This window comes from Ekhidna algicida (assembly GCF_051379705.1).
GTDB lineage: Bacteria > Bacteroidota > Bacteroidia > Cytophagales > Cyclobacteriaceae > Ekhidna.
The window spans coordinates 378,006-402,651 of sequence record NZ_CP179868.1 but is presented as its reverse complement, the minus strand read 5'-3'; the positions used below and the strand labels follow the sequence as shown (position 1 = coordinate 402,651).

The following is a 24,646-nucleotide window of genomic DNA, read 5'->3' as shown; positions in this document are numbered from 1 at the left end:
CATTATTGTAACAAACAAATAGCAATTGCGAGAATAACTTAACTTTTTAATAAAAGTCAATTATTTTTAATAACACATAGATAGTAGGAAAATTCTTAATATGGAGAAACCGACCATTCTGTACGTGGACGATGATCAGTTCAACATTACCCTTTTCGAATTCAATTTTAAAAATGAATTCGAAATACTTAATGCAACGTCAGGTTCAGAGGCTCTGAGTCTGATAAAAGAGCATGATGAGATTGCTGCTATCGTAAGTGATGTTCGAATGCCAGAAATGGATGGAATTGAGTTTATCACTAAGGTTAAAGAAACAAAAGAGAGCTTACCTTGTTTCCTTTTGACTGGTTATGGAGGAGCTCAGGAAGTTGTTGACGCAATTGATCAGAACCTCATCGTCGGATATTTTAGTAAACCTTTTGACAAGGAAAATATCATTACAACTCTCAAATCTACTATCAACGATTAATTCTTCTTTACAGCCAACTTTCATTACTGTTTTTCTAACTTAGCAGTATGGACGATTTTAGTTTTTGGTGGTACATCATCGCTGCAGTGATTTATTTCCTCACACGAGGAAAAAAAAAGAAGGAGCAGCCGAATGAACGTCCTGGTTCTGAAAATAACCCACCAACAAATAAGCCCAAATCTTTCGAAGATCTTCTAAAGGAGATTACCGAAGGAAGACCAGAGGAAGAACCGATTATTCAGCAGGAGCCGGTTGTCATCGATACCAGAGAATCAGAAAAGGAAAGCCAAAGTCTTGAAGGAGAGCGCAGAGTGTTTGCTGATGATGAAAGTCGGAAAGTTTATGAAGAATCCATAAAAATGGCTGAAGGAGCAGATATTGAATTTGCACCTGATGAAAATTTTCAAGAACCGAGACTGTTTAAAGGCACTGATAAGGATGAAGAAGAAGAGGAATGGTCAATTGCTGATGAGATTCGTGACGGGCTAAATTCAGAAGAAGCAAAGAAAGCGGTTATCTACAGCGAAATCTTGACTCGCAAATATTAATCTTTATTCAAATCAAAAGCATGAGGGAGTAAATCATTCATTGAATGAGTATTTGATGTTTGTGAGTCACAGAAGCTGAATACCTCGGGATTTCCAAACTCATGAATGACTTGCCGACAAGCACCACATGGTGGAGTAGGAGTAGGTGTTGGAGTATACACAACGATTGTTTCAATTTCGATCTCTCCTTCAACATTAATGGCTTGTGCAATGGCATTTCGCTCTGCGCATATGGTTAGTCCGTAAGAGGCGTTTTCAACATTACAACCAGTATAAATGTTGCCGGATTTAGTAAGTAGTGCACATCCAACTTTAAATTTGCTGTAAGGAGCATAGGCATGCTTTGATGCCTCTTTAGCTTTTTCTTTCAATTGTATCTCAGACATATGATTTTTGTAAACAATATCTAAATTAAACGTTCCTTTAAATATGCTACTACGTATTTTGTGTAGTTTGCAGTTCTTAACATTTAACAATTTATGAAATATTTATTGCTAGGATTATTAGGAGTGATGCTTAATAGCTGTACGACTCCTGCTGCAAACCCTGTTGTGATTACGGAAAATGATGAAGCAACTCTAAGAGAGTTTAAGACTATTTTATGGCCTAAAGCATACGGAGAGCAAGATACGGTCTTGTTAGATCAGATGCTTCACGAAGACTTTCAAATGATTGATGATAATGGAGATATATATACCAAAGCTGATGAGCTAGCGTATATATCAAACTATGGCCCAAGCTATGACGAGTTTGATTTTGAAATTATTCGCCTGGATATTTTTGATAACGGAACTGCTGTGATTTCTGGAGAAGGCACTATGAAGGGTGTAGAGGCCGGAGAGGCATATATCACGAAGTATAAGTCCAGCAATATTTTGGTAAAAGTGGAGGGTAAATGGAAGGCAATCAGCAGCCACGTGAGTGGAGTGAAGGAAGAGAAATTTCCTATGGCTCCAACAGAATAATTTAAGTTGATATTAAAATAAAAAAGCCCTGATCATATTGATTAGGGCTTTTACTTTTTGTGGAGTTAAAGTTTTTATCTATAAGAAAGGTCTATATAATCTCTCTCGTTCATTCCAGTGTATACCTGTCTTGGCCGTCCGATAGGCTCTCCATTTTCTCTCATTTCTTTCCACTGAGCGATCCATCCAGGAAGTCTTCCAAGTGCAAACATCACAGTGAACATGTCCGTGGGAATTCCTAGTGCTCTGTAGATGATGCCAGAATAAAAGTCCACGTTAGGATACAGTTTTCTTTCTACGAAGTATTCGTCTCGGAGCGCTTCTTCCTCGAGTCCTTTAGCAATGTCAAGCACTGGATCTACTACACCAAGCTTTTCTAATACATCGTCAGCAGCTTTTTTGATGATTCTGGCTCTTGGATCAAAGTTCTTGTACACTCTGTGTCCAAAGCCCATCAATCTGAACGGATCGTCTTTGTCTTTGGCTTTTGCCATCCACTTCTTGGTGTCGCCACCATCTGCTTTGATATTTTCAAGCATCTCTATCACTGCTTGGTTGGCTCCACCGTGCAATGGTCCCCATAAAGCATTGATTCCTGCAGAAATAGATGCCCACAGGCTAGCCTGGCTTGATCCAACAATTCTTACTGTCGATGCAGAGCAGTTTTGCTCATGATCTGCGTGTAGAATCAGTAATTTGTCCAACGCATTCGCAACAACCGGATCTACTTCATACTCCTCGGCAGGTAAAGCAAACATCATGTTGAGGAAGTTGCCACAGTAGTCCATTTTATTACTCGGGTAAATAACCGGGTGACCTACTTTCTTCTTATAAGCCCAAGCAGCAAACGTTGGCATTTTAGCTAAAAGTCGAATGATTCCCAATTCAGTTTCTTCTTTAGACCTGTTTGGATCGAGACTGTTTGGATAAAATGCGGTTTGTGCAGTTATCAATGAGGAGAGGACTCCCATTGGGTGCGCAGCAGATGGAAAACCATCAAGTATTTTTTTGATATCCTCATTTACTAGGGTGTGATGAGTGATATCTCCTGCGAATTTTTCAAAAGTAGCTTTATTCGGAAGCTCGCCATAAATCAGCAGATAGGCAACTTCAAGGAATGTAGAATTGTCAGCTAGTTGCTCAATTGGATAACCCCTGTATCGCAAGATTCCTTTTTCACCATCAAGAAAAGTAATAGCACTTTCACATGAGCCGGTGTTTTTGAATCCTCTGTCGAGCGTAATTACTCCGGATTGACCTCTAAATGAACTGATATCGATTGCCGTTTCATTCTCTGTTCCTACAGTTACAGGTAACTCATACGACTTACCATCAATGGTTATTTGAGCGGTTTTAGACATGTTGTTTATTATTCTTTGCTGATTTTAAGATTTCCACGAAATTAACTATTATAATTCAGATTTTGAAGGGTTAGTTCCCATTCAAAATCAGGGGTAAACCTCCATCATTGCCTCCTATTACAATTACTTTTGAGTTGGGTGAGTTAGCAATATTCATTGTTGCCTCTATTCCCCTCATTTTTAACAACTCATCAGTTAAACTACTGTTAATGATCTTATTGGCAGCAGCTTCACCTTCTGCAGCAATTCTTTTTCTTTCGGCTTCACTTTTTTCACGGTCAAGTCGAAACTCATACGCTAATGCTTCTTGCTCTTGCTTAAGCTTATTTTCAATAGCTGTTTTTATTTGTTCAGGCAGTTTTATTGACCTGATTAATAGGCTTTTCATTTCAACTTCATTTCCTGGTGAGCCAAGAACTAACCTTGTTTCTTCTTTTATCGCAGCTTCTACCTCTGGTCTTTTTGTGGAATAGATCTCCTCAGCTGTGTAGCGCCCCATTACCTGTCGTACTGTTGATCGGGCTTCTGGAATTACTAATCGCTGTATATAGTCACCTCTGAAGTTTTCTTGTATTGTGCCAATTGCATCGTATTTAGGATGGAATCGAACGGTTACATCTACGCTTATGCTTAAGCCATTCTTATCAAGTACATCCATGGTCTCTTCAATCTTACTCTCCGACACCTCATATATATACACATCGTTCCATGGAGCTTTTACTTGCCATCCTGGGCCGATGATGTTTTCTTTCTCCAAAGTACCGCTAAGAGATCTAAAAAGAACTGCTCTTTCTGAGGCCTCAATCCGATAGAAAATGCGATTGAAGGCTGATAATAGCACGATAAATGCAATTATTCCAATGATTACAAATGGTAAGTATTTTCTATTGTCCATGTTTATATGGTTTGGGTTGATTCAATTTTTCGTAAAGGTAACATTAAGCAGCGGTCTGCGGTTCAGTCCGCCGGCTTCAGCACGAGTTTATTTTCAGATTGCTTAATGTTTGTATGATTCATTTCCATTTTTCGAAATTCCCCGTTGGCAAACATCAGCGCCTGATCGTCGTAATAGGGACTGAAATAATTCCCTGATTGACCTGTAGGAAGAATGCTCCAGCTATTGTTCCGCACATTTGCAAAATCCACAATTCTTCTAGTGGAAGGACCAAATAAGATGGTTTGCTCCGGTATATCTTCATAAGTATATCCCATGTTATTGAGCACTTCGTTAGCGCCTGAAACAGGAAACTTGCCAACACTCAAGAAGCTAATAACGTCACCCATGGCATGTTTGTGATTAAGCTGGTGTGCGTTTCCCCATTTCCACTGAGTATAGTCCTCGCCCCAATTTTCTGATAACGCAGCGATGGTTGTTTCAAAAGCATTTTGAATTATGAGTGCTCGCGTTTCATTTTCGGGTGTGTTTATATCATTCCACCAAGAGGTGTTTTCGTTTTTGATTAAATGTTCTGCTGAAACCTTATAAGTGTGTGTCTTCTTATAGATTGGCCAGAGTTCATCTCCGATTTCATCTTTCATTGCACCTTTCAAAACCTCATTGATCCATCTCTGAAAAATGAGTGGGCGAAAATCGTCTTTATTGAAGTCACAATTCCACTTTAAGAGAGATCTGAGTAAGTCTCCTCTTTCGGTGTCTTTTATGGAATGGAGCATGATTCCTTTTATGGCTTCTTGCATCATGGATTTGTCGTCCAGAAGCATAGTCTTCATCTCTTCAATATTAACCTTAGCGGCGGGTTCTAAGATTTCAGTTATCCGCTCAGCTCGGTCGTCCGGAAGGTAGTAGCCGGAATAAAGTACTCCATTAACTGTGTCCGGCTGATTGTTGGCGCTGTGAACATAACCCCACGGCGGATTGATTGCATGTGGGTTTTGACTAAACGAATACATGGAGTCTACGTCATCCTGTCCGGTAGATCCATCATAGAAAGTCTTACTTGTTTGTTCATCACGTCTTTTGATCAACTTTCCAACTGCCCACCAGGCAATGTTGCCAGATGAGTCTCCATACATAATGTTCAGCCCGGGTCCGTGAATTTGGGAGGCAGCTTGCTCCAGCTCAGCTATACTTTCTGATTTAACGAACCCATAAATGGACTCAATCATTTGGTTGGGAAAGTTGGAGGTAACCCAATACATGCTCACGATATCTGATAGCGGTTCTTCTTGTAAGATATCCGAAACAATCGGGCCATGCACAGTCGAACGAATATTGAACTTGACATCACCCTCTCCATTCACTTTGATAACTTCTTCTCTTAATGCAATCTCCTTCCAATTCCCTTTATGCATATACATCATTGAATCCTCCGGGTGCATTTCTTCTACATAAAAGTCCATATCATCATTTTCAAACATGGTTAAACCAATCGCTTGCTTTTCGGAGTGCATGAGTAGGGGAAAGGGCGCTCCGGGAATGTGGTAGCCATAGTATTCATTTGCTGGTGAAATAAGATGCGCCTCATACCAAACCGATGGTTGTGAGAAAGCGATGTGTGGGTCATTAGACAGAATGACTTTGCCACTCTCCGTTTTTTCTCCTGCCAAAACCCAACTATTGCTTCCGATAAATTCGGGAACTTTCAGGTGATTGAGTACTGCAAGGGTTTGCTTTGCCTGATCAGCATATCTGTCATCGAATGATCTTAAGGTGGATTCACCCTTGTAGTGATAAATGTTGAGGTCTTTTAAATATGCGGAATCCAGTTTGGCAGATAGTTCGGTCAATACCGGATCTGTGATATGGGCATTGGAAAAGCTGAATGCCATGTAAGTCAAGGTTTCAAAGACATTCTGGACTTCAAATGGCTCGATTTCTAAGCCAAGAATTGTGTGCTCAAGCGGCTTAGGGTTATTATCAATGTATTGATTGATTCCATCAATGTATGCCTGCACTAATACTACACTTTCATGATCTTTTTGGAGATAGGCTTTTGCGGACTCTTTGGCGTAAGAGTTTAGTCCCATGGTTCTGAGAAATTTATCTACCTGAATCAAGTCTGGACCAAAAAGCTCGGAGAGACGCCCACTTCCAACGTGTCTTAACAGGTCCATTTGCCAGAGACGTTCTTTTGCATGAACATACCCTAATGATTTGTAAGCATCAATCTCATTCTTTGCATAGATGTGTGGGATGCCGAATTCTGTAAAATATACCTCGGTGCTTTCGTTAAGAACAGGCAATTGAATTTCTCCAGAGTAGGACGGGGTAAGGGATGATTTTAAGTAGAAAAGATACGCAACTACACCTACAAAAAACAATACGAGCACCGCTCCAAGAATTTTTAGAATTTTCATTGATGTTATTTTGGTACAAAATAAAAAAGCCGTCTCAAATTGAGACGGCTTTTTGTATTACTCTTCTTTTATTTCTTCATAGTCTTTAAAAGGAGAGGTGTCTAAGTCTTCAACAGCCGACCTGAATTCCGACCACTTTTCTCCGTAGTAGCCATTGACCATTTCCATTGCTTCAGAGAGGTCATCTTCAAACTTTTTGATGAGTTTGTTCTCTGTTGATCCCGGAGCATGAAGTGCATTACCAACATATCTTGATGCTCCAAAGTAAGAATTATTCACGCTATTCGGCGTGCCGCGTGTAATGCCTTGACGATCATCTTCTTTACCTAAAAAGACGTCTAACATACTATTCAACGTGTCAATGGTTGACTTGCATAACTCCAATTGTTCTTTATAGCCTTCTTTATCTTTCTCTTTCAAATCTGCTTGCACTCCTTTAGCAATGTCAAGGCTTTCCTTCAAACGATCAACGGCTTTAACGCCCATTGCATACTTGGACTCAAGTGCTTTTAATGCGTCATATTGAGCTTTGATTGCCCCATTTGAAATTTCAATTCTCGGATCATATTTTACTTCTATTTCAGTAGAATCTTTTTGATCTCCGAAAGTAAATCTTACTTTATATGTTCCGGGCAGAACAGTTACACCTCCACGTTCGCGATTGCCTCTTCGGTCTCTTCGACTCATGAAATCGGTACCTTTTTCATCCATGTACCAGAAGGTTCGATGTATCCCATTCTCTTCTGGCGCTTTTGATTTCAATGTACGAATGATTTTATCACCGTTTATAATTTCAACTACAAGAGAGTCGTATGATACTTTTTCTTCTTTCTTCTCTTCTTCCATTGGAGCGTCATCATTTTTCTTCTTTTTCCCCTTCTTCTTATCATCCATCGCTTCTTTTTTCATCTCTTCCGGACGATTGATGGAATAACTTAGCATAGCTCCATATGGCCTGTTTTCTCCATTGTAAAGAGCATCTCCGCCAAATCTTGACCCTTTTGGTTGCTGATTTGATGCGACATATGCTACTGGAGGGTTGTAAACGCTCAATACTTTGTCAAGTATAGGCTTACCATTTTTTGCAATTCCACGAAGTGGTCGAATGTCGTCCATAACCCAGATAGCCCTTCCGAATGTTCCAATAACCAAGTCATGCTCTTCTGGGTGAATTACAAGATCGTATGCATTCGTAGTTGGGAAACCTTCTGTCCACTTGGTCCAGTTGGATCCTGCATCTATGGATACATAGAGTCCGTCATCTGTGCCGAGGAATAAAAGACGAGATTCTTCAGGGTCTTCTACGATAGCGAGCGCATAGCTAATGACATCATTGCTATCTACAATTCGTTCCCAATTTTCCCCATAATCTCTGGTTCGGTAGGCATACGGAGTATAGTTGAATCTTCTGTAGTCATTGGCTACTAATAATGCTTCTCCTTGATTTTTATTAGAAGCCTTTATTTGCGTAATCCAAGTTCCTGCCGGGAGCTCTGGAAGGTTGCCACCAACATTCGTCCACGTGTCTCCTCCATTGCGAGAGATTTGAACATTGCCATCGTCTGTTCCTGCCCAGAGTAAATCTGAGTTTAAAGGTGAGGGCTCAATAACGATTACCGTGCAGTAGTTCTCTGCTCCGGTTGCGTCCATGGTCAAACCACCGCTTTCACCTTGCTTCTGTTTTTCAGGATCATTCGTTGTCAGGTCAGGAGAGATGATTTCCCAATTCTGACCATTGTCCGTGCTTTTGTGGACGAATTGGCTCCCGAAATACACGACAGACGGATTCTGCGGATCTCTAGCCATACCTACGTTCCAATTGAATCGGAGTTCTACATTACCTTCTGGGTAGGTCGGTCTTACCGTTTCATTGTAACCGGTCTTTCTGTCATAGATGGAAGCAAACCCTTGTTGTGAAGTGGAGATTCCGTAGCGGCTATCTCTAGGATCTGGAAGTACATCAAACCCATCTCCAAATGATATTTCCTGCCAATAATGATTTCTAATTCCCTGAGCTTTCCAGACGTATGCCGGACCTGCCCATGATCCATTGTCCTGCATACCGCCATATACGTTATAAGGGGTTTCGTTATCTACTGCGATGTGATAAAACTGTCCGACGGGTAGATTGGAAACAAATCTCCAGGTTTCGCCTCGATCTCTTGTGATATTTAATCCACCATCATTTCCATCCATCATGAAGTTGGGATCTTTTGGGTGGATATACCATGCATGGTGATCAGGGTGTACGCCATTATCCACACCATAGGCTCCCATCAACTGAGTGAATGATTTACCACCGTCTACAGATACATTCACATACGTGAAGATGCTGTACACACGATTTTCATTGACCGGATCAACATAAATTTCAAAGTAGTAGAATGGTCTATTTCCAATGTCGTTATTATCATTAATCTTTCTCCACTTAAAGCCTCCATCGTCTGATCGGTACAGCGCGTTTTTCTTAGACTCAATGATCGCGTAAACTACGTTTGGTCTCGAAGGAGCAATTGCAATGCCCATTCTCCCCAGATCGCCTGAAGGCAAACCATCATCTTCTGTGCGCTGCTCCCAAGTTTCTCCTCCATCATGGGTTACATACAAACCAGAACCAGGACCACCTGATTTAAAGAACCACGGATCACGCTTGTGTTCCCACATCGCAGCGATGAGCTTATTTGGATTGCTTGGATCCATCACAAGCTCTGCTGCGCCTGTTCGGATATTAGTGAATAGAACTCGATTCCATGTCTTGCCACCATCAGTGGTTTTATACACACCTCGCTCTTCGTGTTCTCCCCATGGGGAGCCAATAGCTGCAACAAAAATTGTATTTGGGTCATCCGGGTGGACAATGATTCGATGAATATGACGAGTCTTTTCAAGACCCATTTTTTTCCATGTTTTACCTCCATCCAATGTTCGGTAGATTCCGTCTCCACCATTGAGTGAGTTTCGGGGATTACCTTCTCCTGTTCCGACCCAAACGACTGACGGGTTAGATTGCTGAATGGTCACTGCTCCAATTGAAGCTGTGGATAGATTATTGAAAATTGGTTCCCAATCAATTCCTCCGCTGGTGGACTTCCACACACCACCGGAAGCTGAGCCCACGTACATGATATCTGGCTGATCAGTAACTACATCAATGGCTGTGACTCTACCCGACATCCCGGCCGGACCAATATTGCGGGGTGCCATGTTTTTGAATGCTTCCATGTCAAGCTTCTGAGCAAAAGCTACTGAGCTGATTGAGAGAAGCAAAATGAGTAATTTGTTCTTCATATCTTTTAGGTTTCTGTTTAAAGAGTTACAGTAATTTAATTAGGATAGTGGACATAAAATATCTGATAATTGATGAATGGTTGAAAGGAAAGATGGATGTTCGAAACAAGGCGCTTCTAAGTTCGTTTATTCTAAACATGCGATTTCTCGCTTCGATATTATTATGCCTTTCGGCAGCTTTTTCAAATGCTCAAGATCAACCTCAAGCATATATTTTAAAGAGTATATACTTTGGGGGAGGAAGTTATTTAATAGATGAATACCAAATTGAAGAATTGAAGCAGCTGGTAGATTCTGTAGCGGACATTCGGGATTACACGATCACAATCCATAGCCATACGGATAATATTGGTGGTGCAGAATACAATGAATGGCTATCTGAAATGCGTGGCGATGCTGTAATAGAGAGACTTTTAGGATTGGATTTCAAATCTAATCAAATCGAAAAACGAGATTTTGGGCAGTTCAATCCTGTATATGACAATCGAACATGGGAGGGAAGACGCAGGAATAGGCGAGTAGATATAATTTTTTGGCCCGTTGTGATGTAATTAGTTTTTGGGTGGATTAATCATAATATGTGCTCGGTGTGTTCCTGGATCCATAATCCATGGTGCGCCGGGAGCTGGTGGACTTAAAGGCATTCCGGTAGTCTCCTCTGTTGCATAAGGGATGTATATCACATAGCGTGTATATAGGTTCTCAATTTCTCCAGATTCTTCACTCTGATCTCCCGTTGTAACATAAAGTGTGGCTTTGTCTGGCATTTCGAGAGTTCCTGCTGCCACTTCTTCTTCACGCTTATCAAAGACTTCTTTGGCGTTTAACCCCTGTGCTTTTAGCTCTCTTCCACGAGTCATGAATGGTTCAAGACTTTTATGATACGCAGCAACACTAAAACCTTCTTTTGTTGGATTATCAGCTATGCAAACAAAGTCATTGGTTCCCACTCTGAGTGTTACCATTTCTCCTTTGGAATTGAAACCAAGGACAGTTGCTTCAGATCGTTGATGCTCAGGTGCTGCAAGTACGCCTGTCTTAAGCTGATAGTCTTTATCCGGAATCTCTTGTCCTGTGCAGCTTAGTAACAGTACGAAAAGAAGGGAGAGAGATGTAATATTTTTCATAAAAGCAGGTTTTGAATCTGACTAAAGTTAGCCGATTCCTATTTGAATTCAATTATTTTGCGAGTATGAATTCACCTACTGAGATGGAACGCTCTCTTCGGCACATTAAGATCATAATGATGATCTTCCTGGGCATTGCTGTATTGTATTTGATGCGAGAATTATCGAATCTACTGATTCCGTTGTTTTTTGCTTTGTTTTTTGCAGTTCTCTTCCAGCCGTTGGTTCATCTCTTCCAAAGGATTTTTTCGGTTAGCGTCAGTATAGCATTAACCACTTTGGTGACGATGACTGTATTCTTTTTCATTGGATTTGGGTTATTTAACGTCATTCAGGCGCTTATTGAAAATGGAGATGCCATTCTCGATAGTATTTCCAATGAGTTACGGCCATTTATTAACGATTATACAGTCTATTTCGGGATTACTTTTCAAAGAGGTGAATTGAGAAGCTTTGTAACGGATATGCTTCAAACCAGTGAGTTCTGGACAGTGTCTGGATCGTTTATCAATACCGTAAGTGGAAAGGCAGCGGAGCTGTTGATGACGATTCTATACTTTGCCGGATTGCTGGGAGCGATTACTCAGTATGACCAAACTATCAGTTATTTGATTGGCACTTCAGGGAAGGACAGCAAGAAATCGCTTAAAGTTTTTAATCGAATTAAAGACTCAGTTGGATCCTATATCAAAGTAAAGACCTTGGTGAGTGTTATGACGGGAATAGCAATTGGACTTATCTGCTGGTTCTTCGGGATTGATTATGCTGTTCTCTGGGGATTCCTTGCGTTGGTACTTAACTATATCCCTTATATCGGTTCGTTAATAGCAATTGTCCCACCGCTCGTTCTGGGCATAATTGATTCAAGTTCGGTTTCTCAAGTGTTAGTCATTTTCCTTTGTCTTGAAGGAGTTCAACTTATTATGGGAAATGTGGTAGAGCCTAAGTTGATGGGAGATTCGTTTTCTATGAACACCGTAGCTGTACTTTTTGGATTTGTTTTCTGGGCGTTCCTCTGGGGCACAGCTGGGATGCTTCTTGCTGTGCCTTTGACTTTCCTTTTCAAGGTTATCCTAGAGAATATGTCTGATGCAGGAGTCGTTGTTCGACTAATGGAAAAGAAAGAACTGGTCAAGAAGAAAGATTAATTGACTTTAATCAAAAAGTAATTCTTCTTGCCACGCTGAGCCAACAAATACTTATCCTGCAATAGGCTGAAATTGAATTCCTGATCTGGTGCTTCTACTTTGGTTTTATTGATACTAACACCGCCACCTTGAATCATCTTTCTGGCTTCACCTTTAGACTTGAAAATGACATTTTGAGTGGTCTCGCTCAAAAAAGTAGTAACGTCAGTTCCAGAGATATCTTCCTTACTCACCTCCGTCTGAGGTACACCTTCAAAGACTTGCAGCAGTGTTTTTTCATCCAGACTTTCAAGGTCCTCAGTGGTAGATTTTCCAAAGAGAATAGCGCTTGCTTTTATAGCTGTATCTAAATCTGCTTTTGAATGTACTCTTTCTGTGATCTCTTCAGCCAATGAGTGTTGTAACAATCTCTGATGAGGTGCTTCACGATGCTTTGAGATTAGCGATTCTATTTCTTCCCGACCATTTAGGCTGAATATCTTAATGTATTTTTCAACATCTTCATCCGAAGAATTGATCCAATATTGATAAAATTTATATGGAGATGTTTTTTCAGGATCTAACCAAATGTTTCCTCCTTCAGATTTTCCAAACTTCGAGCCATCTGCTTTAGTTATCAATGGGGTAGTCATAGCAAATGCTTCGCCCTGATCCTTTCTTCTAATTAGCTCGGTACCCGTAACAATGTTGCCCCACTGATCGGAACCACCAAGCTGAAGTTTGGCATTCTTATGTTTCCACAAGTAGTAGAAATCATAACCCTGAACCAGTTGATATGAAAATTCTGTGAAGGACAACCCAGATTCTAATCTGGATTTCACCGAATCCTTCGACATCATATAATTCACAGTTATATGCTTGCCCACATCTCTGATAAACTCAAGAAAACCGAAATCCTTAAACCAATCATAATTGTTTACCACCTCTGCAGCATTCTCGCCTTCAAATGAAAGAAAGCTCTCCAGCTGCTTCTTTACGCAGGAAAGGTTATGATTTAGCGTCTTTTCATCTAGTAAGTTTCTTTCCGCTGATTTCCCTGATGGATCCCCGACCATTCCTGTCGCGCCTCCTACTAAGGCCAACGGCTTGTGACCGCATCTTTGAAAATGAACCAATGTCATTATTTGGACCATATTGCCAATATGTAGCGAATCTGCTGTTGGATCAAATCCGATGTAGGCGGTAGTTAATCCTTTATTCAGTTCCTCTTGTGTTCCGGGCATTATATCATGCACCATACCTCGCCACTTGAGCTCTTCTACAAAATCTTTCATTGTGTTCATTTAAAGCTCGCAAAAATAGAGGGGATGTTGATTCAGGTCAACTTAAATCAAACCTATTATTCAATAAAGAGTAGCTTTCTTTAAGAAAGTTGGGATTGAATTGATATTGAAGTACCACTACCTATATTTGTTTAGTATAATTATATTAAAATAAGCCAAAGCGATGCGCATAGCAGTACTATCACGAAATCCTAAATTATACTCCACACGAAGACTAATAGAAGCTGGTGAAGCCAAAGGCCATGAAATGGTGGTTATAGATCATTCAAGGTGCAATATTGAGATCGAGAAGAAGAAACCTAAAGTTTATTACAAAGGAGAGCTGATTACTAATATCAACGCTATAATTCCTCGAATTGGTGCATCTGTTACTTTTTTTGGAACGGCAGTTGTTCGCCAATTTGAAATGATGAATGTGTTTTCGACCACAGAGTCTGTGGCTTTGGTTCGATCCAGAGACAAACTAAGAAGTCTTCAGATTCTGTCTAGAGCAGGACTGGGTTTGCCAAAAACGGTATTTACTAATTACTCAAAGGATGTGGAAACCCCAATTAAGGCTGTGGGTGGTGCACCGTGTGTGATCAAGCTTTTAGAGGGAACTCAAGGTTTAGGTGTTGTATTGGCGGAGACGCAGAAGGCAGCAGAATCGGTGCTTGAAGCGTTCAATGGTCTGCAGGCACGGGTTATTGTTCAGGAATTTATCAAAGAAGCTGGTGGAGCCGATGTACGTGTCTTTGTGATAGGAGATCGGGTAGTCGGTGCAATGAAGCGACAAGGAAAAGAAGGTGAGTTTAGATCGAATCTACATCGTGGTGGAAGTGCTGAAATAATTGAATTATCTGATGCTGAGGAGCGAGCAGCCTTAAAGGCTGCTAAGGCCATGGGCCTTGGAGTTGCCGGAGTTGATTTACTTCAATCGGCAAAAGGGCCACTCATCCTTGAGGTGAACTCTTCACCTGGTTTGGAAGGAATAGAAGCTGCAACGGGTAAAAATATAGCTGGAGAGATTATTAAATATATCGAAAGAAATGCAGATTACGATGATTAATAATGAGTTGAATATCAATGAGTTATATATTTGATATGTTATATAAATTTTAAATTATTTAATCCATAAAAAATTAATAATCAATAAGTTAACTATTATTACTTTGATTAAAGATTAAAGATTTTTAATTTTCTGCCTAAATCATTAAATTCATACTAATGAGGGCAATCTGGAAAGGACATATTCGATTTTCAATGGTTACGATTCCCATCAGGATTTATAATGCCATTGATACCGCTCAAAAGGTTCAATTCAACCTGCTGTCCAAGGAAACCAACAATCCTGTTAAATATGAAAAAAGAGACAAGGTTACAGGTGATGTGCTTCGTCAAGAAGATATTGTCAAAGGTTATCAATATGAACCAGGTCAATTTGTAATTATCGAGCCGGATGATTTTGAAAAGGTCAAGCTGAAAAGCACTAAGGTCATTGAAATAGAGGGTTTTGTGGATGCGAAAGAAGTTCATGAAACACTTTATGATTCCCCGTATTTTGCCGGACCTGACGGAGATGTGGCCAGTAAGACTTACGCATTATTGAGCCAATCTTTGCGTGAATCAGGTAAAGTAGCAGTCGGCAAAGTAGTACTTCGTGATAGAGAAAGCGTGGTTTTGCTTACACCTCATGAGCGTGGAATCATGATTTACAAACTAAGGTACCCCAATGAAGTTCGAAGCATTAAAGATGTACCAAACGTGCGGATTGAAGAAGATGCAGATGCAGAACAGCTAAAGTTGGCAAATATGCTGATCAAGTCCATGACTAAGAAGTTCAAAAAAATCGAGCTTGAGGATAAGTATAATGATGCTTTGAGAGATATGATTGATAATAAGATTCAGGGCAATGAGATTGTTTCGTTTGTGGAAGAAGAGCCAGAAGTAGTTGACATTATGACCGCCCTCAAAGCCAGTATAGATCAAGCCAAAGAATCTAAGAAGCCCATGAAAAAGGCTGATAAGAAAGATAATGAAGAGGTGAAAGAAGTGAAGCGAAAAGCGAGCTAAATGACAAAGGTTGTTCAATTTCCGGTAAACCCACCCCAAAAACTTGGGCCCAAAAAGGCGAGGAGGCGTAAGAAACCAAATCTGGAAGATTTTGGACAGCTCAATATGTTCGATCAGTTACCGGATAAAACCCCAGTCGTTTCTCTACCTAAAGCAGGATCATTTTTTGAGGAAGCGCTGGAGCTGGACGAATCAGGAAAGGACGAAGCTGAGAAGTACTACTTGCTTGCAATAGAAAATGATCAATCTGTCGAAGACGCATATTGTAATCTCGGGATACTAAAATCCAGCCAGGGAAATCTTACACAAGCAATAGATTACCTCACTAAGTGTTTGATGAAAAACCCACGGCATTTCGAAGCTCATTATAACCTAGGAAATGTCTATTCAGACCTTGGTAATTTGGACCTTGCTAAGGTTCACTATGAACTATCCACACAGATAGAACCAGAATATCCGAACAGCTTTTATAACCTTGGGTTGGTACTTATTTCTATGAAAAGATATAATGATGCCATCCAAAGTATTAACAAATTCGTAGAATTAGCACCCAGTAATGAACATCAGGTTGCTAATGAACTCATCAAAACCTTAAACGCCATTGCCAAATGACCAAAGACAAACACCCGGTTCTCAGCGAACATTTCGAGCGACTCAAAGAGCTGATGCCTGACGTATACGCCAAGCATTTCAAGGAAGAGAAAGAAACGAAGAATCAAAAATTATTTCGCATGTTGAAACACTCATTGGGAGTCATTGAGGCAGTATACCTGCAAAACAGTGATGATTTTTCACTTTCCAAGGCAGAAGAGTATAGCAAGATTATTGCTGAACTTAAGGAATTAGGATATAGCTATCCAGGTCAACCTGAGTTGATAAATCTTGCGGCACAGTTTATGATCATGAAAGCCAAGAAGCCAATGGAAAAAGCAACTGGCGGTATTCAGCGTGAAAAAGACGACAGAAAAGCGGTCTAATTATGTTGGTGCAGAGCCAAACCTAAATTTTCTTCGTAAATAGCTGAAAACCAACTGTTGTGTTGATCAGTATTATTATACCCACTTTAAATGAAGAAAATCACATTGGCGATTTGTTGCAATTTTTAACACAACATCCTCAAAATGATATGTTTGAGATTATCGTCGTTGATGGCCATAGTGGCGATAAGACCGTCGAAATAGTCAAGACTTTTAATACAGCCCTATATTTCTCAAACCCGTGCTCCAGAGCTCTCCAGATGAATGATGGAGCAGCGCACGCGAAAGGGGATATTCTATATTTTGTACATGCGGATGTTCATTTGATTCCAAGTTTTGTTGATGACATTTTCCAGTCGGTGGGGCAGGGATTTGACAGTGGGTGTTTCAGATTCAAATTCGACAGACCTACAAATCCATTATTACATATTAACAGTTTTTTCACAAGGTTTCCATTTAGATGGTGCAGAGGAGGAGATCAAACATTGTTTATCACCAGAAAGGCATTTGATCGAGTCGATGGATTTAATGAAAGATATGTGATAATGGAGGATTATGAACTTCTAGACCGGCTGGGAGAAGCCAATATATCTTTTCAAGTCATTCCCAAAAGCATAAAAGTGTCGGCAAGGAAATATGAGAAAAATTCATACCTGAAGGTTCAGACGGCAAATCTCAAAGCCATGAAAATGTATAAAAAAGGTACGAATCCCGAGCATATAAAAGAATTCTACGCGCAAGCACTTAATTGAAGTATGAAACCAATCGCTTATTTTTAGGTAACTGAAAAAATATGAGCGATATCCCCGAAGATCAGATTGAAGGCTGGCTAAAGAAACTTGAACGTGAAAGCTGGCAATTGGAATTACTAGTTTCGGCCTTTACCATTTTTTTATTGATTGGGGCCAACGCTCAGTTTGGAGAATTCATAATGGACCTGAAGTATCAGTACAATCTTTCAGGTGCGATTTCTATAGCATACGTTTTTCTCATTTTGATTCAGAAATCAATCTTGGCATTAACCATTTGTCTGGTTATTCATCTGATGTTACGAGGTTTTTGGATTGGCGCTATTGGCCTTAGGTCCGTTCAGTCAACAATCGATTTTAATCAACTTAATTACAACGACTTCTTTACGGAGAAGCTTAAAAAGAAGGTGATTAGCTTGGATAAAATGGTAATCATGCTAGATGAAATTTGTAGTGTAATCTTTGCCTTCTCATTCCTAATAATCTCAATACTTCTCGCTTTCGGAATGTTTCTGATCTTTTTGGCAGTAAGTGGTTTTATCCTCAGCACAACTTTGAGTACACTTCCCTCAGGTACTCTAAGCACAATTTTTACCATGATTATTGTCTTTATGTACGTTTTGTTGATTCTGGCGGGAATGGTTTATATGATTGATTACTTCACGCTCGGGTTTTTCAAAAAAATCAAATGGTTGGCGAAAATTTACTACCCCGTTTATCGGTTTTACAACGTCATCACTTTATCCAGATTGAGTAGGAGTATCTATTATTACTTAATCAGTAAATTTTCGAAAAAGAGGATAAGAATCGTTTATGGTCTTGTTGGCTTAGCTGTTTTATTCATGATCATGTTTTCATTTGATCAGTACCAATATTTTCCGAGCGGATCAAAAGCAGATGTGATTGATGCCAATTATTATGACGACTTGAGACCAGAAGGCAATTACATCAATAGCATAAGCATAGAATCCAAGTATATTGATCAGCCTCATTTTCAGGTATTTCTAAGATATGATCCTTCAGATAATTCTTTGATAGCTAGTCAGTGTCCTGATTTTGAACCAATGAAAGAAGATGGATTGAATATGATACTTAGATTCAAAGCATCTGAAGGGAATTTACAAATTACCGGCATTGACTATTCTGGAGAAAATCAGCAAAAACTGATAGAATGCCAGAAATCAATTTACCAGGTGAGTGTGAATGATTCAATCTATTCTTCACTCAAGTATCATTTTTATGTGCATCCAGCGAAACAGCAGAAAGGTCTTTTGGTTACGATACCAACGGGTGCGTTTGAAACGGGAGAAAACCTGCTCGCTATAAGTAAGGTTTCGAGTGATTCTGTTAAACAATTTGAGACCTATGTAAACGTCCCTTTTTGGTATCATCCAAACTAAACACTATCGTTTACTTTTTATCCACTCTACGGATTCATTCACCAAATACGACATGATATCTTCATTGGTTTTTCCGATTCTTTTGGGAACGTTGAATGAGTGATCGGCTTCCTCAATCACTTTAATGTCAGCGTTGGATAGTGTTTCAACGACTTCATTTATCAATTCGAGATTGGCAAGTTTGTCCTTGGATCCCTGGAGAAATAGTTGTGGTATTTTAACACTCGTCAAATGCGCAGCACGATCTTTGGAATCTCTGCCGGGAGCATGTAGAGGGAAGCCATAATAAATAATTCCTTTGACAACCTGGATGTCAACATCGGCCACTAAATGAGAAGCCATCCGCCCACCATACGACTTGCCTGAGATGAAGATTGGAAGACCTTTATAGGACTTGTCAATATGATCAATAACGAGTTTCCATGTTTCGATATTTCCTTTCGGAGAACCAGGAGATTTCCTCCCTTGCTCCATATATGGGAAGTTAAACCGAACAGTGGTAATATTTCGCTTTGTAATACTAGAGGCGATCAAATTCATGAACGGATGATGCATTCCAGCTCCCGCTCCATGCGCAAGTATCAGTATGGACTCTGCATTTACTGATTCTCCAATTTCGATGCTGATTTTTCCAAGTTTATCATTTAAGAATAGCTCCATTTGGTAAATTTAGCCAATGGAATTAACTGTACTAGGTTGTGGAGATGCCTTTGGAAATGGTGGACGAAATAATACTTCCTTTTTGATAACCGAAGGAGATGAACATGTTTTGATTGATTGTGGAGCTTCTACCTTGATCAGATTGAAACATGAAAAAATTGCACTTGAAGATATTTCCACTATTGTTATTTCGCATTTCCATGGAGATCATTTTGGAGGAATTCCCTTTATTCTAATAAGCAGTTTATTTGAAAAACTACGCAAAAACCCATTGACTATTATTGGTCCAAAAGATGTTGAAAAAAGAGTGATGGATTTGCAGGAAGCAATGTATGCAGGTACCACTGAAGAGCTCCATAATATTGATCTGAAGTTTATGGAATATCAAACAGAAGAGTCACTTTGCGTTGGTGATAAAACTATAAAAGCCTGGAAGGCAGAGCATAGCGCTCCATCATTTCCTCATGCTATCCGGCTAGAATGGAAGGGGAAAAGTATTGCCTTTTCCGGTGATACCTCGTGGACAGACAACCTGATCCCTTTGTCCAGAGAAACAGATCTCTTTATATGTGAGTGTAATTTTCAGAAGGAGGTGAATTTTGGTCACCTGAGTTATGATGAACTTATGGAGAAGCATTTACTTTTTGAAACAAAATCTTTATGGCTAAACCATATGGCTGATGAAGTATTTGATGCCAATGATTTCAAATTAAATCGAATGTATGATGGACAAAGACTAAGCTTTTGATGAGTAAAAAGACAATATGGTTTATTCCAGCATTTCTGGTTGCCGTGGGTATTTTTCTTCTATCCACGTTTTTAGCGCTTCCAATACATGTTGAAGGAGTAGGATATTTTGATAAGATTGAGCACAGCTTTGCTTACTTAGTTCTGATTATGAGCTTTATGATTGCCTTTAAAAAAGCTGAGATGTTGAGTGCGAAATTGGTCTGGATTCTACTTTTATCAACAGCAGGGTATGGGTTTGGATTGGAATTGGTGCAATACACTTTTTTTGCCAATCGCTATTTTGGATGGATGGATGTCTTTGCTAATGTGCTTGGTGTATTGCTTGGTTTTATTGTTTTCAAACTTTTTAATCGTGGCTAGAAAAAAACACTATTACATTATTCATAAACCATTCAAAGTCTTGAGTCAGTTTTCTGATGAAGGAAGTAATATCGGACTTGGCAAAGTATTTAAAAATCTTCCTAAAGATGTTTACCCTGTCGGTAGGTTAGATTTGGATAGCGAAGGATTACTCATTTTGACCAATGATAAAGGCTTGAATCATAAGCTGCTTAATCCGAAACATGGACATAAACGAACCTATTGGGTAGAAGTTGATGGAGTGCCAGATGAAACCGCATTGAATTTGCTGCGAGAAGGAGTTACCATAAATATTAATGGTAAAGCTCATCCTACTAAACCCTCCGAAGCAGAATTGATTTCACCAAGTGTTGAAGAGAGAACCCCACCTGTAAACTATGTGAAACATCCCGAACGGAGTTGGCTGCAGATATCGTTAACAGAAGGTAAAAATCGACAAGTAAGACGCATGACCGCCAAGGTGGGACATCCAACATTAAGATTGATTCGAGTGGCGATAGAGGAATTAAACCTCGAACCTCTTTCTTCAGGAGAGATAACTCAGATAAGTGAGAAAGCTATTTATAAAAAGCTAAATCTTCTTTAATCTCCAATCGAGGGAATATTGTCCACTTCCCAATAAGTAAATTCCCACATATCCAAAGAAATAAAGGAGAGGAAATTCTTGTCGCCCCCAAGGATCGTTTGCGTGAACTACAAATGCCGCTACAAGCATGGTGAAAGCAGGTAGGATAGTTGCGACACGCGTTTTATAGCCAATAATTATTAGAATAGGAGCAATAAATTCAGCTAAGACGGCCAAGATCAGCGTAGGAGTTTCTCCAAAACCTACAGGGTCAGCAAAGGACAAATCACCCGAAATGAGCCTGTTGAATTTACCCAAGCCATGTGTAAGCATCATGCCGCCAAACCCAATTCTTAAGATCAGCGATGAGAAGTTCGAATGTGTTGTCATGAACTTGATTTTTTAATTTTTCTTGCCCGGTTGTAGATCCTTGGTGATCCAATCATGATAAGAATCGTATCCCAAATTCGAATCAAAGCACTTGGTCTACTTTCGTCTTTTTCTTTTGATTCAAAAAACTTGAGAATTTTCTTAAGGGTATTGTCAAGTAGAGCTAGATAAAGTACAATAGACATGAACCAAATAAAGGCCATATTGAAATAGAAAGTCGGTATTTCCCATCCCGCAATAATTTTAATTGGAGCGTAGAAATGCGCTCTACCAATATTGGAGTATGGTCGCATAAAAATTGGATCCTTTTTTTGAATCAACTGATCTTCTCCTCTGTATACCATATCAAAGTGAGCACGATTCATAAGCAGATCAGCCAAAAATTCATTATGATATTTTTTCTCTAGTTCGACAAATCCATCTTTTCCTAGGTCATTAACCAGCTGTTGATAAAGCTGATCACGATTTTCTTGGGCCTTTAAATACTCGCCAGCAAAATGGTTCTTTGCATATTGTAAATACTCATCAAGCTTTGCAGCGATTGAAGTGCTGTAGTATTCAATGCTGATCTGTTCTAGATATGGGAATACTCTCAACCCGTGCAATTCAGAAAGGTCTTCAACCTCATTTCTAAGAATCTCAAAGGATCGCTCTTTGTTACTCCAGTTGGCACTGTCCCTCACGATTTCTCGGTTGATAGTAAACAGTTCGGGAACCATGAAAGATCGATAAACAGAGTTTTTACTTATGTCTTTATTTACCTCAAAAAAGTGCTTTTCGTAATCATTATATCGAAATTGAGCAACCGCCAAAGCTTCGTAGGCCCATCTTGAGGCCATCAAGTCACCGACAATTGGAACATTTTTTTGGTTATTGAGTGAGTGATGAAGCTCATCAAACTTGATCATGGCTCCACCCAGTAATAGTTGAGGTACTAGAATGAAAGGGATAAGGATGTAAATATTAATGACAGAATTGAGAGCTGAAGAAATATTCAGTCCAACCATATTAGCAAAACAAGAAACCGTAAACAGAACCGCCCAATAGTATAGTGTCATCCCATGAATTTCCAGGATGAAATTTCCTATAAGCACGAAGGAAAGTGTTTGGATTGCTGATAATATAAAAAGATAAACAAGCTTAGAATTAATGTAACTCAGCCTAGATAGGTTAAGAAATGATTCCCTTTCAAGGATTTGACGGTCTTTATATATCTCTTGCGCACTGACTGTTAACCCCATAAAAAGAGAGACTACAATCGACATGAACAAGTAAACTGGAAGGTTGATATTTTCTGAAAAGGCATAGACCTTCTCCGGTGAGTACTTTGAAAAGTAGCCAAGGATAAATGCCAATAAAGGAGCTTCAAGAAAGTTGATTAGCACATATTGACGGTTGGATATCTTGGATAGCAAATTTCTTAGGCTGAATATCTTAAACTGATCCCAGCTATCAGGAATTCGGAAGTTGGTAGGAGGGAGGACTGAGTCATATTTAAGTCTTACCAGTTTTGGAAGTATGTTTTCCTTGTACTTTGAGTACCATACAGATGGATTAACCCTTCTTCTTTTGGTTGACCTTCCACGTTCGTCGATTTCCCGAGCTTCAATGATTTGAAGAATTTGTTCTGGAATAACATTTCCACACCTAGGACATTCGCTTTCTGCTGCATTGACCTGTGTATTCATTGTTTTGAAATACACCACAGCGTCAATTGGATTCCCATTATAGATTGGATAGCCTCCTTTGTCAAGAATCCATAGTCGATCAAATAGTTTAAATATTTCCGATGAAGGCTGATGTATAATAGCGACTACAAGTTTGCCTTTCCTAGTCAGATCTTTAAGAAGCATCATCATCTTCTCTGAATCCATAGAAGACAGACCTGAGGTTGGCTCATCCACGAATAGCACAGAAGGCTCTCTCATTAGCTCCAATGCAATATTTAGCCGCTTCCTTTGTCCACCCGATATTGTTTTATTCAGCGGATCCCCAACCTTTAGGTCTTTTATATCCTCCAGGTCAAGGTCATCTAAGACTTTGTGAACAGTTCTGTCAATCAAATCTTCCGAGAAATCACTAAAACAAGTCTTAGCATTGAAATAAAGATTTTGGTACACAGTAAGCTCTTCAAAAAGGAGATCATCTTGAGGAACGTATCCGATCACACCTTCAGTCGATGCTTGTTCCAAAGAAAATCCATTGATGTGAAGCCGACCACCATTGAGTCTTAGCTTTCCATTTAGAATATTCATTAAGGTGGTTTTCCCTGTACCGGAACCACCCATAATACCTATCAGTCTACCTGAATCCTCAGAAAATGAAAATGGCTTGAGACCGTTGCTGCTATTTCTGAATTTGAATTCTACATTATCACCTGCTAATACTACTCTTGTGCTCGTTTGATCTTGTATGAATTGTTTAGTTATTTCAGATTCATAGATTGAGGAGATATTGGGGCCCTTGATAATTGAGCCAGGCTTTAATATGTAAGACTTGGCTGGAATTACCTTAATGCCTTCAAGGAAGAGGTTGAGAGGCCCATCATAGCGAAAAACAAAAGTCTCTACGCTTCTCAAATAAAGTACAGTGATTTTACCGAAGAGATTTTGAACAAACAGATGTCTTTCCTGATTGGTTGTCTTTTTTTTGCGAATGATCCAGGCCATTTCCTCAGGCCATTCAGTCTGCTTATTGTCAATAAGCAGAATTCGATCTTTATTAATCTCCTTTTCGTCGGGCTTAAGTATAAAGTTTTTGAGGTTTACAACATCTTCCTGATCAAGGTTAAAATTTAATGCTACCAACGCTGCAAATTCCTCTTCCTTAGCAGTTACTTTTTCGTCAGCTCGGATCAGTTCAACCAGTTGCATGAAAACAATGAGTCGCTCTGAACGGAGCAGCTCTTTATTTAGTTGATTACAAATCTTGGCGATTTGAAGTATGCTCGTGCTATCAATACTTATACCCTCACTGTCTTTTGCTGTCGGCTGATCTTTATAAAAGTTGAGGTAGTCATAAAATAGTTTTATGTACTCAGCTGTTAGTGTTTCATTATTAAGATTTTTTTGGAGGTATGGACGAATGACTAACTCCCCAGAATCAACTACGCCAGTATCCTCTTTAGCGCTTTCAATGATAGCGAAGAGGTGAACAAGTGCATTAATTATTGATTCGGTCATGTGAGATTTTAGGTAACAAAAAAGCCTCAACTTGGTTGAGGCTCTAAAAATATC

At 39.6% G+C, this 24,646-nt stretch carries 24 protein-coding genes; 14 read left to right on the top strand and 10 right to left on the bottom strand.

Going from position 1 to position 24,646, the window contains the following annotated elements:
* The first annotated feature begins 100 nt into the window (after positions 1 to 100).
* Both ACL8WY_RS01575 and ACL8WY_RS01570 read left to right on the top strand, forming a co-directional pair.
* Entirely contained in the window at positions 101 to 469 is a 369-nt protein-coding gene (locus ACL8WY_RS01575) for a response regulator (protein ID WP_436516531.1), read from the top strand.
* A 47-nt stretch (positions 470 to 516) separates the two neighbouring features.
* The gene (locus ACL8WY_RS01570; protein WP_436516530.1) at positions 517 to 1,017 is read left to right on the top strand and encodes a hypothetical protein; all 501 of its coding nucleotides are present in this window, start codon (positions 517 to 519) and stop codon (positions 1,015 to 1,017) included.
* Here the strand turns inward: ACL8WY_RS01570 and ACL8WY_RS01565 are convergent.
* Entirely contained in the window at positions 1,014 to 1,403 is a 390-nt protein-coding gene (locus ACL8WY_RS01565; RefSeq protein WP_436516528.1) for a cytidine deaminase, read from the bottom strand. The two genes, ACL8WY_RS01570 and ACL8WY_RS01565, sit on opposite strands and share 4 nt — an antisense overlap.
* 93 nt (positions 1,404 to 1,496) lie before the next feature.
* Between ACL8WY_RS01565 and ACL8WY_RS01560 the strand changes: the two genes are divergently transcribed.
* Entirely contained in the window at positions 1,497 to 1,982 is a 486-nt protein-coding gene (locus tag ACL8WY_RS01560) for a nuclear transport factor 2 family protein (protein WP_436516527.1), read from the top strand.
* 74 nt (positions 1,983 to 2,056) lie between these two features.
* Here the strand turns inward: ACL8WY_RS01560 and ACL8WY_RS01555 are convergent, their stop codons facing one another.
* The 4 genes from ACL8WY_RS01555 to ACL8WY_RS01540 form a co-directional block, all read right to left on the bottom strand.
* Positions 2,057 to 3,343, bottom strand: coding sequence for a citrate synthase (locus ACL8WY_RS01555; RefSeq protein WP_436516526.1), 1,287 nt, complete (start codon positions 3,341 to 3,343; stop codon positions 2,057 to 2,059).
* Positions 3,344 to 3,413: 70 nt separating this feature from the next.
* Positions 3,414 to 4,238: a prohibitin family protein gene (locus ACL8WY_RS01550; RefSeq protein WP_436516525.1), complete on the bottom strand. Its 825-nt coding sequence runs from the start codon at positions 4,236 to 4,238 to the stop codon at positions 3,414 to 3,416.
* Positions 4,239 to 4,300: 62 nt separating this feature from the next.
* Positions 4,301 to 6,661 (bottom strand): penicillin acylase family protein, encoded by a 2,361-nt coding sequence (locus tag ACL8WY_RS01545; RefSeq protein ID WP_436516524.1) that lies wholly within the window; start codon positions 6,659 to 6,661, stop codon positions 4,301 to 4,303.
* A 57-nt stretch (positions 6,662 to 6,718) separates the two neighbouring features.
* Complete coding sequence (locus tag ACL8WY_RS01540) at positions 6,719 to 9,949, bottom strand: WD40/YVTN/BNR-like repeat-containing protein (protein ID WP_436516523.1); 3,231 nt, start codon at positions 9,947 to 9,949, stop codon at positions 6,719 to 6,721.
* Between the two features lie 47 nt (positions 9,950 to 9,996).
* On the opposite strand from ACL8WY_RS01540, the gene ACL8WY_RS01535 reads away from it, so the two are divergent.
* Positions 9,997 to 10,500 carry an OmpA family protein gene (locus ACL8WY_RS01535; RefSeq protein ID WP_436516522.1) on the top strand — a complete coding sequence of 168 codons (504 nt, stop codon included), beginning with the start codon at positions 9,997 to 9,999 and terminating at the stop codon, positions 10,498 to 10,500.
* Here ACL8WY_RS01535 and ACL8WY_RS01530 read toward each other — a convergent pair whose 3' ends face one another.
* Positions 10,501 to 11,076 carry a hypothetical protein gene (locus tag ACL8WY_RS01530; RefSeq protein WP_436516521.1) on the bottom strand — a complete coding sequence of 192 codons (576 nt, stop codon included), beginning with the start codon at positions 11,074 to 11,076 and terminating at the stop codon, positions 10,501 to 10,503.
* Between the two features lie 65 nt (positions 11,077 to 11,141).
* Here ACL8WY_RS01530 and ACL8WY_RS01525 point away from each other — a divergent pair, with 65 nt between their 5' ends.
* Positions 11,142 to 12,224 carry an AI-2E family transporter gene (locus ACL8WY_RS01525; protein ID WP_436516520.1) on the top strand — a complete coding sequence of 361 codons (1,083 nt, stop codon included), beginning with the start codon at positions 11,142 to 11,144 and terminating at the stop codon, positions 12,222 to 12,224.
* Here the strand turns inward: ACL8WY_RS01525 and tyrS are convergent.
* Positions 12,221 to 13,498, bottom strand: coding sequence for a tyrosine--tRNA ligase (tyrS, locus tag ACL8WY_RS01520; RefSeq protein WP_436516518.1), 1,278 nt, complete (start codon positions 13,496 to 13,498; stop codon positions 12,221 to 12,223). The two genes, ACL8WY_RS01525 and tyrS, sit on opposite strands and share 4 nt — an antisense overlap.
* 172 nt (positions 13,499 to 13,670) lie before the next feature.
* Between tyrS and rimK the strand changes: the two genes are divergently transcribed.
* The 6 genes from rimK to ACL8WY_RS01490 all read left to right on the top strand — a co-directional run bounded on the left by rimK (position 13,671) and on the right by ACL8WY_RS01490 (position 18,685).
* A complete protein-coding gene (rimK, locus tag ACL8WY_RS01515) occupies positions 13,671 to 14,555 on the top strand; it encodes a 30S ribosomal protein S6--L-glutamate ligase (protein WP_436516517.1) in 885 nt (294 codons plus the stop codon).
* A gap of 158 nt (positions 14,556 to 14,713) precedes the next feature.
* Complete coding sequence (locus ACL8WY_RS01510) at positions 14,714 to 15,559, top strand: Ku protein (protein ID WP_436516516.1); 846 nt, start codon at positions 14,714 to 14,716, stop codon at positions 15,557 to 15,559.
* Entirely contained in the window at positions 15,560 to 16,171 is a 612-nt protein-coding gene (locus ACL8WY_RS01505; protein ID WP_436516514.1) for a tetratricopeptide repeat protein, read from the top strand.
* A complete protein-coding gene (locus ACL8WY_RS01500; protein ID WP_436516513.1) occupies positions 16,168 to 16,536 on the top strand; it encodes a hypothetical protein in 369 nt (122 codons plus the stop codon). Before ACL8WY_RS01505 ends, ACL8WY_RS01500 begins: the two co-directional genes overlap by 4 nt.
* A 59-nt stretch (positions 16,537 to 16,595) precedes the next feature.
* Positions 16,596 to 17,288, top strand: coding sequence for a TIGR04283 family arsenosugar biosynthesis glycosyltransferase (locus ACL8WY_RS01495; protein WP_436516512.1), 693 nt, complete (start codon positions 16,596 to 16,598; stop codon positions 17,286 to 17,288).
* Positions 17,289 to 17,329: 41 nt separating this feature from the next.
* Positions 17,330 to 18,685 (top strand): hypothetical protein, encoded by a 1,356-nt coding sequence (locus ACL8WY_RS01490; protein WP_436516511.1) that lies wholly within the window; start codon positions 17,330 to 17,332, stop codon positions 18,683 to 18,685.
* 3 nt (positions 18,686 to 18,688) lie between these two features.
* Here the strand turns inward: ACL8WY_RS01490 and ACL8WY_RS01485 are convergent, their stop codons facing one another.
* Entirely contained in the window at positions 18,689 to 19,345 is a 657-nt protein-coding gene (locus ACL8WY_RS01485) for an alpha/beta hydrolase family protein (RefSeq protein WP_436516510.1), read from the bottom strand.
* A 16-nt stretch (positions 19,346 to 19,361) separates the two neighbouring features.
* On the opposite strand from ACL8WY_RS01485, the gene ACL8WY_RS01480 reads away from it, so the two are divergent.
* Genes ACL8WY_RS01480 through ACL8WY_RS01470 form a run of 3 tightly spaced genes read left to right on the top strand, consistent with a single transcriptional unit; the run spans position 19,362 to position 21,041 of the window.
* Entirely contained in the window at positions 19,362 to 20,093 is a 732-nt protein-coding gene (locus tag ACL8WY_RS01480) for an MBL fold metallo-hydrolase (RefSeq protein ID WP_436516509.1), read from the top strand.
* Positions 20,093 to 20,455 carry a VanZ family protein gene (locus ACL8WY_RS01475; RefSeq protein ID WP_436516508.1) on the top strand — a complete coding sequence of 121 codons (363 nt, stop codon included), beginning with the start codon at positions 20,093 to 20,095 and terminating at the stop codon, positions 20,453 to 20,455. Before ACL8WY_RS01480 ends, ACL8WY_RS01475 begins: the two co-directional genes overlap by 1 nt.
* Positions 20,448 to 21,041 (top strand): pseudouridine synthase, encoded by a 594-nt coding sequence (locus ACL8WY_RS01470; RefSeq protein ID WP_436516507.1) that lies wholly within the window; start codon positions 20,448 to 20,450, stop codon positions 21,039 to 21,041. The genes ACL8WY_RS01475 and ACL8WY_RS01470 overlap by 8 nt, the downstream gene beginning before the upstream one ends.
* On the opposite strand, the gene ACL8WY_RS01465 is transcribed toward ACL8WY_RS01470, so the two are convergent.
* The gene (locus ACL8WY_RS01465; RefSeq protein WP_436516506.1) at positions 21,027 to 21,410 is read right to left on the bottom strand and encodes a DoxX family protein; all 384 of its coding nucleotides are present in this window, start codon (positions 21,408 to 21,410) and stop codon (positions 21,027 to 21,029) included. The genes ACL8WY_RS01470 and ACL8WY_RS01465 overlap by 15 nt on opposite strands.
* The gene (locus ACL8WY_RS01460; protein WP_436516505.1) at positions 21,407 to 24,592 is read right to left on the bottom strand and encodes an ATP-binding cassette domain-containing protein; all 3,186 of its coding nucleotides are present in this window, start codon (positions 24,590 to 24,592) and stop codon (positions 21,407 to 21,409) included. Before ACL8WY_RS01460 ends, ACL8WY_RS01465 begins: the two co-directional genes overlap by 4 nt.
* Between the last annotated feature and the right edge of the window lie 54 nt (positions 24,593 to 24,646).

Excerpts from the sequence above, each read along its gene's own strand:
- ACL8WY_RS01575 (WP_436516531.1), top strand. The coding sequence starts at position 101 with ATGGAGAAACCGACCATTCTGTACGTGGACGATGATCAGTTCAACATT.
- ACL8WY_RS01560 (WP_436516527.1), top strand. The coding sequence starts at position 1,497 with ATGAAATATTTATTGCTAGGATTATTAGGAGTGATGCTTAATAGCTGT.
- rimK (WP_436516517.1), top strand. The coding sequence starts at position 13,671 with ATGCGCATAGCAGTACTATCACGAAATCCTAAATTATACTCCACACGA.
- ACL8WY_RS01530 (WP_436516521.1), bottom strand. The coding sequence starts at position 11,076 with ATGAAAAATATTACATCTCTCTCCCTTCTTTTCGTACTGTTACTAAGC.
- ACL8WY_RS01465 (WP_436516506.1), bottom strand. The coding sequence starts at position 21,410 with ATGACAACACATTCGAACTTCTCATCGCTGATCTTAAGAATTGGGTTT.
- ACL8WY_RS01505 (WP_436516514.1), top strand. The coding sequence starts at position 15,560 with ATGACAAAGGTTGTTCAATTTCCGGTAAACCCACCCCAAAAACTTGGG.
- tyrS (WP_436516518.1), bottom strand. The coding sequence starts at position 13,498 with ATGAAAGATTTTGTAGAAGAGCTCAAGTGGCGAGGTATGGTGCATGAT.
- ACL8WY_RS01540 (WP_436516523.1), bottom strand. The coding sequence starts at position 9,949 with ATGAAGAACAAATTACTCATTTTGCTTCTCTCAATCAGCTCAGTAGCT.
- ACL8WY_RS01485 (WP_436516510.1), bottom strand. The coding sequence starts at position 19,345 with ATGGAGCTATTCTTAAATGATAAACTTGGAAAAATCAGCATCGAAATT.
- ACL8WY_RS01545 (WP_436516524.1), bottom strand. The coding sequence starts at position 6,661 with ATGAAAATTCTAAAAATTCTTGGAGCGGTGCTCGTATTGTTTTTTGTA.
- ACL8WY_RS01525 (WP_436516520.1), top strand. The coding sequence starts at position 11,142 with ATGAATTCACCTACTGAGATGGAACGCTCTCTTCGGCACATTAAGATC.
- ACL8WY_RS01475 (WP_436516508.1), top strand. The coding sequence starts at position 20,093 with ATGAGTAAAAAGACAATATGGTTTATTCCAGCATTTCTGGTTGCCGTG.
- ACL8WY_RS01500 (WP_436516513.1), top strand. The coding sequence starts at position 16,168 with ATGACCAAAGACAAACACCCGGTTCTCAGCGAACATTTCGAGCGACTC.
- ACL8WY_RS01490 (WP_436516511.1), top strand. The coding sequence starts at position 17,330 with ATGAGCGATATCCCCGAAGATCAGATTGAAGGCTGGCTAAAGAAACTT.
- ACL8WY_RS01555 (WP_436516526.1), bottom strand. The coding sequence starts at position 3,343 with ATGTCTAAAACCGCTCAAATAACCATTGATGGTAAGTCGTATGAGTTA.
- ACL8WY_RS01510 (WP_436516516.1), top strand. The coding sequence starts at position 14,714 with ATGAGGGCAATCTGGAAAGGACATATTCGATTTTCAATGGTTACGATT.
- ACL8WY_RS01570 (WP_436516530.1), top strand. The coding sequence starts at position 517 with ATGGACGATTTTAGTTTTTGGTGGTACATCATCGCTGCAGTGATTTAT.
- ACL8WY_RS01565 (WP_436516528.1), bottom strand. The coding sequence starts at position 1,403 with ATGTCTGAGATACAATTGAAAGAAAAAGCTAAAGAGGCATCAAAGCAT.
- ACL8WY_RS01460 (WP_436516505.1), bottom strand. The coding sequence starts at position 24,592 with ATGACCGAATCAATAATTAATGCACTTGTTCACCTCTTCGCTATCATT.
- ACL8WY_RS01550 (WP_436516525.1), bottom strand. The coding sequence starts at position 4,238 with ATGGACAATAGAAAATACTTACCATTTGTAATCATTGGAATAATTGCA.
- ACL8WY_RS01480 (WP_436516509.1), top strand. The coding sequence starts at position 19,362 with ATGGAATTAACTGTACTAGGTTGTGGAGATGCCTTTGGAAATGGTGGA.